The organism is Gordonia sp. SMJS1 (assembly GCF_029866425.1).
Classification (GTDB): domain Bacteria; phylum Actinomycetota; class Actinomycetes; order Mycobacteriales; family Mycobacteriaceae; genus Gordonia; species Gordonia hongkongensis.
The window spans coordinates 230196-242508 of sequence record NZ_CP123381.1 but is presented as its reverse complement, the minus strand read 5'-3'; the positions used below and the strand labels follow the sequence as shown (position 1 = coordinate 242508).

The 12313-nt window shown below is 68.0% G+C and carries 13 protein-coding genes; 6 read left to right on the top strand and 7 right to left on the bottom strand.

The window, feature by feature from the left end; translation table 11 throughout:
• The first annotated feature begins 59 nt into the window (after positions 1–59).
• Together QAD21_RS01135 and QAD21_RS01130 are read left to right on the top strand one after the other, a co-directional pair.
• Complete coding sequence (locus QAD21_RS01135) at positions 60–1451, top strand: LCP family protein (protein WP_280360390.1); 1392 nt, start codon at positions 60–62, stop codon at positions 1449–1451.
• Between the two features lie 85 nt (positions 1452–1536).
• Positions 1537–2073: a ferritin gene (locus QAD21_RS01130; RefSeq protein WP_058253734.1), complete on the top strand. Its 537-nt coding sequence runs from the start codon at positions 1537–1539 to the stop codon at positions 2071–2073.
• A gap of 259 nt (positions 2074–2332) precedes the next feature.
• On the opposite strand, the gene QAD21_RS01125 is transcribed toward QAD21_RS01130, so the two are convergent.
• From QAD21_RS01125 to QAD21_RS01105, 5 genes are all read right to left on the bottom strand, one after another.
• On the bottom strand, positions 2333–3256 hold the full coding sequence (locus QAD21_RS01125; RefSeq protein WP_205333323.1) for a DUF5926 family protein: 924 nt from the start codon (positions 3254–3256) through the stop codon (positions 2333–2335).
• A gap of 55 nt (positions 3257–3311) precedes the next feature.
• Positions 3312–4121, bottom strand: a complete 810-nt coding sequence (locus QAD21_RS01120) for a glycerophosphodiester phosphodiesterase family protein (protein WP_058253733.1) — start codon at positions 4119–4121, stop codon at positions 3312–3314.
• Entirely contained in the window at positions 4118–5155 is a 1038-nt protein-coding gene (locus QAD21_RS01115) for a DUF4328 domain-containing protein (protein WP_280360389.1), read from the bottom strand. Before QAD21_RS01115 ends, QAD21_RS01120 begins: the two co-directional genes overlap by 4 nt.
• Positions 5152–5502: a rhodanese-like domain-containing protein gene (locus tag QAD21_RS01110; protein ID WP_065631386.1), complete on the bottom strand. Its 351-nt coding sequence runs from the start codon at positions 5500–5502 to the stop codon at positions 5152–5154. The genes QAD21_RS01115 and QAD21_RS01110 overlap by 4 nt, the downstream gene beginning before the upstream one ends.
• 397 nt (positions 5503–5899) lie before the next feature.
• On the bottom strand, positions 5900–6763 hold the full coding sequence (locus QAD21_RS01105) for a S49 family peptidase (RefSeq protein WP_137809856.1): 864 nt from the start codon (positions 6761–6763) through the stop codon (positions 5900–5902).
• An 89-nt stretch (positions 6764–6852) separates the two neighbouring features.
• Between QAD21_RS01105 and QAD21_RS01100 the strand changes: the two genes are divergently transcribed.
• Entirely contained in the window at positions 6853–7602 is a 750-nt protein-coding gene (locus QAD21_RS01100; RefSeq protein WP_165629229.1) for a VOC family protein, read from the top strand.
• Positions 7603–7697: 95 nt separating this feature from the next.
• Here the strand turns inward: QAD21_RS01100 and QAD21_RS01095 are convergent, their stop codons facing one another.
• The gene (locus QAD21_RS01095) at positions 7698–8771 is read right to left on the bottom strand and encodes a winged helix DNA-binding domain-containing protein (RefSeq protein WP_165629230.1); all 1074 of its coding nucleotides are present in this window, start codon (positions 8769–8771) and stop codon (positions 7698–7700) included.
• Positions 8772–8822: 51 nt separating this feature from the next.
• Entirely contained in the window at positions 8823–9533 is a 711-nt protein-coding gene (msrA, locus tag QAD21_RS01090) for a peptide-methionine (S)-S-oxide reductase MsrA (RefSeq protein ID WP_165629231.1), read from the bottom strand.
• Positions 9534–9707: 174 nt separating this feature from the next.
• Here msrA and QAD21_RS01085 point away from each other — a divergent pair, with 174 nt between their 5' ends.
• From QAD21_RS01085 to QAD21_RS01075, 3 genes are all read left to right on the top strand, one after another.
• Positions 9708–9860 (top strand): hypothetical protein, encoded by a 153-nt coding sequence (locus QAD21_RS01085; RefSeq protein WP_165629232.1) that lies wholly within the window; start codon positions 9708–9710, stop codon positions 9858–9860.
• A gap of 208 nt (positions 9861–10068) precedes the next feature.
• Positions 10069–10698, top strand: coding sequence for a superoxide dismutase (locus QAD21_RS01080; RefSeq protein WP_004021423.1), 630 nt, complete (start codon positions 10069–10071; stop codon positions 10696–10698).
• 507 nt (positions 10699–11205) lie between these two features.
• Entirely contained in the window at positions 11206–12282 is a 1077-nt protein-coding gene (locus QAD21_RS01075; protein ID WP_068971204.1) for an IS110 family transposase, read from the top strand.
• Positions 12283–12313 lie beyond the last annotated feature (31 nt).

Here is a 12313-nt window from a genome sequence, read left to right as displayed (position 1 = left end):
CACGTCGGCAACCAACCGACCGACATCCGTGGCCACCGCCCATGCGTACATTGGTTGGGATGAACGAGCAGGACCCGCCGATCCTCCGGCGAGGTCGCCCCGGACCGCCGATGCCGCCCGGGCGGCCAGCGGGCCCGTCTCCGCGCCCGGGGCCGCCACCCGGACAAGGCCACCGCCCGCCTCCCGGTGCCGTCGGTCCGTCCGCTCATCCGCAGGCCATGCCGCGGATCCCTGCACGCGGTCCCGACCCGCGCCGGGCGCCGGGCCCCGGTCCCACCGGCCGGCCCCCGCACCCGTCCCCGGCCGATCGGCCGCCACCGTCGGCGCGGCCCGCTCCCGGCGGGTATGCGCCCACCCAGAAGCCGGAGCCGATCCCCGACGATCGGTCTCGTGGACCTCATCCGCCGCGTGGCGACCGTCGCGACCGCGACCGGGCCGTCGGACGTCCGCCCGCGCCCCCGCGGCCGGCCGGTCCTCCCCGGCCCCGGCGCACGGGGCGCCGCGCGGTCCGGGTGGGCAAGATCCTGATGATCCTGCTGCTCGTCGTCGTCCTCGGCAGTGTGGGACTGCTGTTCTACTACGACACGAGACTGGACCGGATCGACGCCCTGCCGGCCTACGCCGGACGCCCGTCGGACACCCCCGGCACCAACTGGCTCATCGTCGGCACCGACTCGCGATCCGATCTCACCGAGGAACAACGCCGGGCGCTGGCCACCGGTGACGCCGACGGCTCCCGCACCGACACGATCATGCTCGTCCACAACCCACCCGGTGGCGGCAAGGCGATCGTGGTGAGCATCCCGCGCGACCTGTATGTGGAGGTGCCGGGCCACGGCAGCCTGAAGATCAACGCCTCGTTCAGCATCGGCGGTCCGGCGCTGCTCGTGCAGACCGTCGAGAACCTGACCGGCATCCGCATCGACCACTACGCCGAGATCGGCTTCGGCGGATTCGACACCCTCGTCGACTCGGTCGGCGGCGTCGACATGTGTCTCGACCAACCGCTCAACGACCCCAAAGCCGGTCTGCGCCTGGCGAAAGGCTGTCATCGTCTCGACGGTCGGCAGGCTCTCGGGCTGGTCCGGACCCGCGCATTCCCGCGCGCCGACCTCGAGCGCGTGGTCAATCAGCGGAAGTTCCTCGCCGCACTCGTGTCTCGCGCGACCAGTCCGTCGGTCCTGCTCAACCCGTTCCGACTCTTCGGGTTCGTCGGCGGCGCCATCGACGCGCTCACCGTCGACGAGCGAGATCACATCTGGAACCTCGCGTCCCTCATGTTCGCGCTGCGCGACCCCATCACGACGACGACGCCGGCCGGCGAGGGCACCTTCACCGACGAAGGACTGGCGTTGCCCGTCACCGAGCAGACCGAGGAGTTCTTCGGCTACCTCCGCGCAGGTCAGCCCGTCCCCGACGAGCTTCTCGTCGACACCGGCGGGCCGTCGTGAAAGGGTCGCCAAACGCAGGCCAGACTTGCCTTACTTAGCCTGAACTTGCTGGTGAGAGCCATTTTTCGGCTCTACGATGGGCCGCATGTCCGAACACACGAAGTTCCATCAGCTGCTGCACGACCAGATCAGCAACGAGTTCTACGCCTCGCAGCAGTACATCGCGGTCGCCACCTATTTCGACAACCACGACATGCCCCAGCTGGCAAAGCTCTTCTACCGCCAGGCCGTCGAAGAGCGCAATCACGCGATGATGATCGTGCAGTACTTCCTCGACCGCGACATGGAGGTCGAGATCCCCGGCATCCCGGCACCGAACAACCGGTTCGAGGACTACCGTGCGCCCATCGATCTCGCTCTCGCACAGGAGAAGACGGTGACCCAGCAGGTCGTCGACCTGGCGAAGTCGGCCCGCGACACCGGCGACTACCTCGGCGAGCAGTTCGTGCAGTGGTTCCTCAAGGAACAGGTCGAGGAGGTCGCGACCATGACGACCCTGCAGACCATCGCCGAACGCTGCAACGGGAACCTCTTCGACCTGGAGAACTTCGTCGAGCGAGAGTTCAACGGCGAGAAGACATCCGACGCCACCGCACCGGTCGCGGCCGGCGGGAACATCTGACGGAGTTCCATCCGCCCCAATCCGAAAGAGCCGCGAAACCCCCGCTCCAGATCCGAGAGAACGACATAACCCTCGCTCCCTGAGGTGCGAGGAGCGCAAGCGACGAGCCACGAAGGGCTGGCGACGGACGTCACCACGCCCTTCGTGGCTCGCTTCGCTCGCACCTCAGGGAGCTGAAGAAGGTTCGCTTCGCTCGCACCTCAGGGAGCAGAAGAAGGCTCTCAGGGAGCAGAAACAGCGCGGTTACGGACCACGCCGGTCAGCGCAGCGTGACCTGGCGACCGCGAATGCCGTTGCGGGAGCTGCGTTGTTCGATCGTCAGCGGCGAGGTGTCGGCGAGCGCTTCGCCGAGGCGGCGATCGAGCTCGTTGAGACCGGCGTACCACTCTTCGTGGTGCATCTCGTTGTCGAGGTCGAAGACCGGGACGAGCAATCCGTGGGTGCGGAACGATCCGGCGAACCGCGAACCCTCACCCATCGTCAGATGACCGGCCGCGTGGAGCCGGGCCATCGCCGACATCAGGTCGTCCTCCGGCTCGGGTCGAATCCAGCGCAGGTGCGCACGTTCGCCCGCATCGACCCACCAGGGCGCACCGGCGCCGCTGTCGACCACGAGCCGCGCGGTCGGCAGCACCGAGTCGTTGGCGCGCTCGAACATGGCCGTGATCTCCGCCGGGACCTCGGTGCCCTCCACGAACCACCAGCCGAAGTCCTGGTGCACCGTGATGTCCAGGGTGGCGTCGGTTCTCACGACCTCGTCGAGGCTGGGGGCCTCGTCGGCAGCTTCGAGGTCGAACTCACTGCCGGCGTCGGCGTGAGCGGCCCACGCGATGGCCGCGGCGAGTTCGACGGTCAGCGCCGAGCGATCGGGGTCGGTCTGTAGACCCACGAAACCCTCTGTCGCACCGTCGAGGTCGCGCGCGAGAGCAGGCACCGCGCCCGGCAGGATCGTCACGATCGAGACGTCGTTGCGGGAACCGGCCGGCTCGGTGAGCTCCAACCGCGCAGTCGCCGAGGCGACGAAGGTCCGCAGCGCGACGAAATCGCATTCGGACGCGAACCCGGCGAAGGGCCGGGGCGGCGGCGCCAGAGCTGCGGCCTGGCGTGCCTTACGTGCTGCGACGCGCTCGGCGCGATTGCTTCCCGGACGTGGTCCACTACCCCGTTTGCTCTTCTTGCCCATCGGTCCACTCTCTCACGTCGGCCCGCGGCGCCCGACAGGTCGTGCGGGCGGCAGCTCAGTCGACGGTGACCAGCCAGTCGCGCACCTTCGCCGGGTGGTTGGTGGCCAGCCATCGCACACCGAGATCGGCACACAGCTGGACGTCGACCTGCTCGTCGACGGTCCAGCAGTAGGTGACCCGACCGGCTGCGGCGGCGCGATCGACCAGGTCCGGGTACTGCCGCAGGGTCATCACCGACGGCCCGATGCCGGTCGCCCCGACGGCGGTCGCGGCGCCCCCACCCAGGACCCGGGCGGTGTCACCGAGGAGGATCGTCGGCAGCATCGGGGCGTGGCGTCGGATCCGCCAGACCCCGGCCGACGAGAACGAGATGACCACGGCGCGGCTGTGATCGGCCGACGGCGGCGTCGCCACCCCGAACTCGTGCAGCATCTCGAGGAGCTTCTGCTCGACGAGACTGCCGAACCGCACCGGATGCTTGGTCTCGATGAACAGGCGGACGGGTCGGCGCCAGTCCAGGGTCAGCGTGAGCAGCTCCCGCAGCGTCAGGATCGACGCGGGTCCACCAGCCGCATGCCAGCTCCCGAAGTCGAGCTCGCGCAGTTCGGCGAGCGTCATCTCGCTGACGATCCCCGAGCCGTCGGACGTCCGGTCGACGGTCCGGTCGTGCACGCACACGAGTTCGTGGTCGGCGGTCAACCGGACATCGCACTCGAGGCCGTCCGCACCCTGTGCGAGAGCCAGCTCGTAGGCGGCCAGGGTGTGTTCCGGACAGTCGCCCGACGCCCCGCGGTGCGCCACCACCGCCGGCTTGCCCGATCGGGAGACCTTCTCGGCCGCGCCCACGTTCACCCCTGAGTTCATCCGACCGCCACCCACCGTCTCGTCGGGACCGGGGCCGCCGCGGCGGCGTCGAACAGTGTCCGCACCCGGCGTGCCATCCAGAAGGCGAAGGCAGCCGAGACCGCTGCGCTGACGATGACCATCACCATCGCGTTCGCCCCGGTCTGCAGCGAGTCCGAGCGCCACGCGACGAGCCGGGCGATGATCGCCGCACCGGCCGCCGCATTCACCACCACCCAGGCGACCCACAACTTGCGGAGTCGTCGGCCGACGAGGTCGGCATCGAGCGCGGGGTCCTGGCCGACCCGATGCACGGCGACCTCCTGCACCACCAGCGGCGCACCGATGAGGTTGACCAGCGGCAGGCCGGCGAGCGCGGCGACCCAACCGGGCCGGCGCGGGTCGACGAGACCGGCCGCGGCGTAGGTGTCCGCGCGCAACTCCAGGACCCAGCGCATGAAAGCCAGCGTCGCCAGGACGAATCCGAGGAATGCGACGACACCGACGAAGACGGTCAGCCAGTCGGACGCGACGATGAGGAATTCGGGCAGCGGACGGTCACGGTTGACGACCAGCAGGAGGTAGCGCACGAGATGGACCAGTGCGGACGCGGCCAGCGCAGAGCCCGCCACGTTCAGGGCGAACTGCAGTCGGACACGCGAACTCTCGAGTTTCTGGTGCGCGGTGTCGACCTCCGCCGGTTCGTCGTGGAGACCCCAGGTGGGTATGTAGACGTACCGGGGAATTAGTCGGGGGCCACGTCGACCCGAGGGGCCGCGGCGGGCAGGAATCGCCTCGGGTGGGCGGCGGGCCACCCACCGGACGTTGCGACTGCGGTAGAGACGTCCGGCGGACACCGGGGCCGGGCCGGGACGAGACGGTACGTGCGAAGGGCGAACCGCGCCGGGCGCCGACGATCGTGCCGGCGTCTGCCGGGCGGCCAGCGCCCGCGCGGCATCCTCGACGACGCTGAGCGGTCCGCCGCATCGGGGGCAGTGTTCACGGCCGGGACGGTGCGGTGCCTGGATTCGACACCGCGGGCACAGGTCGATCATCGGCCGGCGTCGCCCTCGGGTCGCGTATCACCGATCTCGACGGGCTTGCCGTGTTCCTGCCAGGCGAGCATGCCGCCGCGGACGCAGATCCCGTCGTAACCGACCTGGGCGAGGTACTGCAGCACGCGCATCGATCGGCCGCTGGAGTGGCAGACCACGTACAGATCGTGATCGGGGTCGAGTTCGGCAAGGCGGCCGGGCACCTCGGCCAGCGGGATGTGCACGGCGCCCCGGATGTGACCGGACGCCCATTCGTCGTCCTCACGGACGTCGAGCATCACCGCGTCGGTCTGCCCGGTGAAGTCGTCCGGAAGGTCGGTCACCGGCACCTGAGTGATGTCGCCCATGCTCACGTTTTCCATGGTGGCACAGAGACGGCCGGGCGCGGCGGCAGCTCGACCGGACCACTGCCCGCGCGCCCCGCTGTCATCACCGAGACGGGTGTGGAGCAAGGCGCTATGTAGACCTACATAAATTTATCCACATGTACGTCCTGGACATTTGTCCCTCGTTCGCGCACTGACCGTCTACTTGGGGATGAGACTGTGGAATTGTGGAAAAACGCTGGCCACCGGCCCGCGACTTGTGACCGCGATCACTCGTTTAGCCGAATGTGCGCGTAGGAAATTCACGAAAGTGCACACGCCGGAACGTCGTGAACTCTTCCTTCGATGAACAGCACCTGTGGATAACGTGGGGACAATTCACAAGCAAAACCATGTGAACGGGCTGTGATCGGGCCTTTCAGTCCCGGTGGAGCAGCGACAGCCGCAACGACGGGGCGCGGTCGAATGCCGCCAGAACGCCGGTCGTCACGCTCTCCGCAAATCCGGCAACCGATGTCTGGCTTCCCACGAGTCTCATGAGCAGCGGCTTCGGCGTCTCCACGACGGTGATCTCCGCGTCGGGGTACCGCTCGGCGACGACCGAGCGCATCACGCCGATCCCGTCGACGACCCCGAGTTCCGCGGCGCGGTGACCGATCCACACGTCGCCGTTGAAGAGTTCCGCGTCGGAAGCGGTCAGCTTTTTCCCGCGGCGCTGCCGGACCCACGCGATGAACGCCTCGTGCAGCTGGCCCTGCAATTCCTTCAGCCATTCGACGTCCTCGGGCTGTTCGGGCGAGAAGGTGTCGAGTCGCGCCTTGTTCTCACCGGTCGTGTACAGCCTGCGCTGTACACCGAAGCGGTCGAGCACGGCCGAGAAACCGAAGCCCGACGACACGACCCCGATCGAGCCGACGATGGAGGTGTGGGCGGCGAAGATCTCGTCGGCCGCGCAGGCGATCCAGTAGCCACCGGAGGCCGCGACGTCCTCACAGAACGCGAGGACCGGCACGCCCTTCTCCGCCGACAGCTGGCGGATGCGTTCGGCGATGTACTCCGACTGCGCAGGCGAGCCACCGGGCGAGTTGATGACGACCACGACGGCCCGCAACCGCTCCGTGGCGAACGCCTTCTTCAGAACCGGCTCGACGGACTCGGTGTTGACGCCGTGCTTGCCCATCCCCGCGATCCCGATCGGGCCGTCGAGACGGACGACGGCGACCTGCTCGGTCCGCGCCTTCGAGAATTTCTTCCCCACCGCCCCCAGCGGTCCTGCAGTCATCTGTCCGAGTGTAACGACGGCGACCCGCCTGCTGTTTTCCCACGCGCCGCGACAGTCCGCGACGTGGGACGCACCGTAGAATCTGCCGGGTGCAGGTGCGGTGGCTCAGCGCATTCCTCGACTTCCCCGCCGAGGTGTTCGGCAGCGAGGTGACCTTCTGGCGCGCGATCTCGGGCAGCACGGTCTCCCCGCCGCGGGGTGAGCACCGCGAGTTCGCCTCGCTGGAGCCCTTCTACGGCGACCCGCATCTGCGAGTCCAGCGCATCGACGACGGACCGGGCGGAGTGCACCTCGACATCCACACCGACGACCCGCACGCCGCCACCGCCGAGGCACAGGCACTCGGTGCGACCCTCGTCGTCGACGCCGGGACTCACCTCACCCTCCGGTCACCCGCCGGTTTCGTGTTCTGCCTCGTGCCGTGGGAAGGCGAATCGAAGCGGTCGCGACCCATCCGTTGGCCCGGCGACGCCATCAGCATCATCGACCAGCTGTGCATCGACATCCCCCCTGGCATGTTCGACGCCGAGGTCGACTTCTGGACCGGGTTCACCGGCTGGCCCACGAAGCCCCGGGGTCGGCCCGAGCTGGTCGCGCTTCGCCGCGACCCCGCGGTGACCCTCGGAATCCTGTTGCAGCGCAAGCAGAATGAGTCGCCGGACAGCGATGTGGCAACCGCGCACCTCGACATCGCCACGAATTCCGTCCCCGACGAGGTCGCACGACACGAGGACTGGGGCGCCCGCGCGATCGAGCACTTCCCGCACTGGACGACGATGGCGGATCCGGTCGGTCGCCGCTACTGCATCACCTCGCGGAACCCGCGCACCGGCGATTGAGTCGCGGGCTCCTTCGATCCGGTCCGCAGACGTAGTGTGTCGTTGCGCTCGGCGCCACGATGTGCGGCATCTGCCGGGCCCCGTCGCGACGAGCTTCAGGTATCGACCAGGGATTCACGGAGCCGATCGACCTCGGCGTCGACCTCGCGCCGTTCGGCGGCGGTCACCGGACGCAGGTACTCGACCGCCGGAACGTCCTCGGCATCGAGAGACCATGTCCCCGCGAGGAATCCGTCGAGGAACACGAATCCGGGCGACCGGCCATTGGGAGTCACGGTGCGCCGGTACATCTCCGGGTCGGCGACCCGGATTCGGTCGGCCTGGGCGCCGATCACGTGGTCGAAGGGGGTGATCAGCCGCGCCGGCGCCGGCGCATCCGGGTCGGCGAGGGCGAGACCGTCGAGGTCGTAGAGAACCTCGCCGTTCGGACCGTCGAGCCGGACGAGCTCCCAGTCCGCCTCCAGCTTTTCGACGAGGGGTCGCAACCGGGTGAGCCCGGACCACGTCTGGATGGCCTTCACGGTGGCCGGGCCGAACCCGCGCAGATACATCCGGACGAGATCGGCACGGGCTTCGTCGTCGACGACGGCCGGCTCGCCCGGGCCGGCCCACTCGTCAAACAGACGGTAGGTCGGAGCGCCCCGCCCGCGCCACAAACCACGAGGGGGGACCTGGACCAGTGGCAGCCCGCACCGTGCGATGGCGGTCAGGGTCGACGCATCTTCCGCCGGATGGCGGGCAACCAGTTCGCTCCCGAGGTCGGCGACGGCGAGTTCGCGACCCGCGAGAATCTCGGCGGCGGACCGCACGACGTGCGTCGGGTCGGCGTCCACCAGTCGCTGGGCGTGGATGTCGGTGAGTCCACGCCGCAGCGCGGGCTCGGCGAGTGGACGAATCCAGCGTGCGTCCTCGGCGTCGATCAGGAAGATCGTCGCGCGCAGCAGCGTCATGCGCACGACCTCGCGGTCGGTCAACAGATCGTCCAGCTCGAGGGGATCGAAATCCGCGATCCGCGACCACAATCCGAAGAACGCCGCCCGCGGGTCCTGGGACTGCAGTCCGACGCAGCGGTCCAGGACCTCGATGGCGTCCTCCGCGACGCGGGTGAGCAGGTGCTGGCGCTGCAGCAGGGTGCGATTCCACTGCCGCAGCGAGATCCGTTCGGTCACCGCGTGTCTCGTCGGGTCTGCGACCGATGGGTACGACCGCGCACCGCGACGTCAGGCGGGGTAGGCGACACCGGTCGCGGCATGGCAGCGGTATCCATGCGGGTTCTTCGCCAGATACTGCTGGTGGTAGTCCTCGGCGTAGTAGAACCGTCCGTCGCCCGCCTGCGCCAGCGGCTTGATCTCGGTGGCGATCGCACCCTCGCCCGCAGCGTCGAGTGCGGTCTGGAAGGTTGCGGCGGTGCTGCGGACGACGTCAAGGTCCGCGTCGGTCAGGGCGTACACGGCTGACCGGTACTGGGTGCCGATGTCGTTGCCCTGACGCATCTCCTGCGTCGGGTCATGCGACTCCCAGAAGACCTTCAGCAGGCCTTCGAGATCGACGACGGCCGGATCGAAGACCACCAGCGCCGACTCGGTGTGACCGGTCCGCGCGGTGCAGGTCTCCTCGTAGGTCGGATTCGGCGTGTACCCGCCCGCGTATCCGACCGCGGTCGTGTACACACCGGGGACCTGCCAGAAGATCTCCTCGATCCCCCAGAAGCAGCCACCGGCCAGGACGATCGCGTGGAGGCCGTCGTCGAAGCGTCCGATGCCGTGTACGTGGGAGCCGTCGGACTCGGCCCGACCGCGCATGGGCGTTCCGAGAACGAGGTGCTCGCCCGGGACCGTGATCTCGGACGAGCGGCCGGGCAGTGCAGCGTCGGCGGCGACGAGATCCTGTTTGCGTGAACCGGCGGCGAAGAGCTGGTCGAGCCATGACATGCGCCAAGTCTACGCGCGGTGGGGTACGGCCCGGCGACGACGAGTTGAGCTGACCGTTCGAGTCTGTTTATGATGGCGGTCACATCCGTGGCACTGTGATACCGATCACTTGAACGCCATCGCGGGCCGTCCGCCGGCAGGGATGTGCAGCCGTTCCAGGGACGAGAGGCGACGATGGCGACGCACGCGACCGGAGATCTCCGACGCGCCCCCGGGCTCGGTCGGACCGCTCCACGCGCCAACTACGACGTCGCGAGGAGTTGCCGCACAAGCGCCCTGACCATTCTCGCGCTCATCGCGGTCTTCATCCTGCTCGTCCTCATCTGAACCCAGCCGACTCGATGCGGCCTGGTCAGCTCTCAGCCGACGCACTCTCGCGTCGTTGACATCTCAACCGCACTTGATGTTTCTTGGCGCGGGATTGTTGCAATCACCCATGCTCTGGGGAAGGCTGGAAGCATTCGCGTGGCGCCCGGCCGAGTCGTCGGGGCCATGCGTGGACAGGGAAACGAGTAGCACCTCAGAGAGGAACATCGTGGCTGAATACACCTTGCCGGATCTCGATTACGACTACGCGGCACTGGAACCGCACATCTCCGGCAGGATCATGGAGCTCCATCACAGCAAGCACCACGCCACCTACGTCAAGGGCGCCAACGACACCCTGGAGAAGCTGGCCGCGGCCCGCGACGACGACAGCATCGCCGGCAAGGTCTACGGACTCTCCGCCACCCTGTCGTTCCACCTGGGCGGTCACACCAACCACTCCATCTTCTGGAAGAACCTGTCGCCCAACGGCGGTGGCGAGCCCGACGGCGACCTCGCGGCCGCCCTCACCGAACAGTTCGGTGGCTTCGACAAGTTCAAGGCCCACTTCACCGCCGCCGCCACCACCCTGCAGGGTTCGGGCTGGGCGATCCTGGGTTACGACACCATCGGCGGCAAGCTCGTCATCCTGCAGCTGACCGACCAGAGCGGCAACATCCCCGCCGCCATCATCCCGGTCGTCATGCTGGACATGTGGGAGCACGCCTTCTACCTCGACTACCAGAACGTCAAGCCCGACTACGTCAAGGCGTGGTGGAACGTCGTGAACTGGGCCGACGCCAACGAGCGTCTCGCCCGCGCGAAGAGCCAGGGCAGCGGCCTGGTCGTCCCGGCCTGATCCCGGTTCGCCGAACCTCAACAGCGCCGGTCACCTTCGGGTGACCGGCGCCGTTTGTTTTGCGCGACGCGAAGCGACCCCCATTGCCCCCTGAGGAGCGCTCGGAGCCGAACCCTTGCTCACTGAGCCGAGGAGCGCCCGAAGCTGAACCCTTGCTCCGTGAGCTGAGGAGCGCCCGAAGCTGAACGCTTGCTCCCTGAGGTGCGAGCGAAGCGAGCCACGAAGGGCCCAGTGACGTGCCTCGCCAGCCCTTCGTGGCAGTGAGAATGGGTGTGGGTGGTTGACCGGGTTTGGGTCTGACTTACTTCGTGGCTGACGGTGCTGTCATGGGCGAGATGTGTCGGCCCGGAACTCCGGTCGATCACCTGCACCAAGTGACCTGTGAGGACCGGGGCGGGTGTGACCTGATTAGGACCCTGTCTGGCTGGTAGGCCGTGACTCTTCACTGTCCTGTCCACCCGCCCCGGTGAGGTCATCCACCACCGCAGTGAAGGAGACACCGCCAGAATGGCTGAGACAGCAGTGACCACGCAAGTGGTCGTACTCGGAGTCGACACCCATCAACAGACCCACCACGCCGCGATCGTCGCCATCGACGGCCGCCCGCTGGCCGATCGCGAGTTCCCGACCACCACCGCCGGCTACACCCAGTTGTGGCAGTGGGCGTGTGGCTTCGGCCGCGTCGAGGATGCCGCAGTGGAATCGAGCGCCTCCTACGGGGCCGGGTTGACCCGGATGCTCACCGCCGAAGGGGTGCGAGTGATCGAGGTCAACACCCCCGATCTGCCGCGCCGCTACGCCCACGGTAAGACCGATCAACTCGATGCCTACGCCGCAGCGATGGCAGTCATCACCGGCCGCGCGACCGCGGTGGCCAAAGACACCCGCGGCGCGGTCGAATCTGTTCGGATGCTCACCGTGGCAAGGGCTTCGGCCGTCGAGGAAGCCACCCGCATCGGTAACCAGATCCGTGACCTGTGTACCACCGCACCAGCCGAGTACGCCGATCAAGCGCGCCAGGCCCGCACCATCGCCAAGCGGGCAGCATTCATCAAAGACTTGCCGGTACCAGCCGAGAAAGCTGATCTGTCCGGGCCGGCCGCGGCGTTCGTGCGCGCTGCGCGGTCGCTGCTCGACCGACACCGACTCGCCCAACAACAAGCCCGGTCTTTGGCCCGCGAACTCACACGACTGCTGAGCAAGCTGGTACCCACCCTGCTCTCGCGCCCGCAGATCGGGCCGATCACCGCCGCCCGCCTGGTGATCACCGCCGGTGACAACGTCGAGCGGATGGGCACCGAGGCACGGTTCGCCAAACTCGTCGGCGCCGCCCCGTTACCGGCATCCTCAGGCAAAACCAGCCGTCACCGACTCAACCGGGGCGGGGACCGGCAAGCCAACAGTGCTCTGCACATGATCGCGGTCGGACGCATGAAATCCCACGCCCCCACCCGCGCCTACGTCGAGCGACGTTCCGCCGAACACAAAACGAAGAAAGACATCCTCCGCTGCCTCAAGCGCTACATCGCCCGCGAAGTGTTCCGCGACCTCACCACTGACCTCGGAGCACTTGACAAGCTATAGGACCCTCTCGTCGCTATCGCTCCTCACTCCT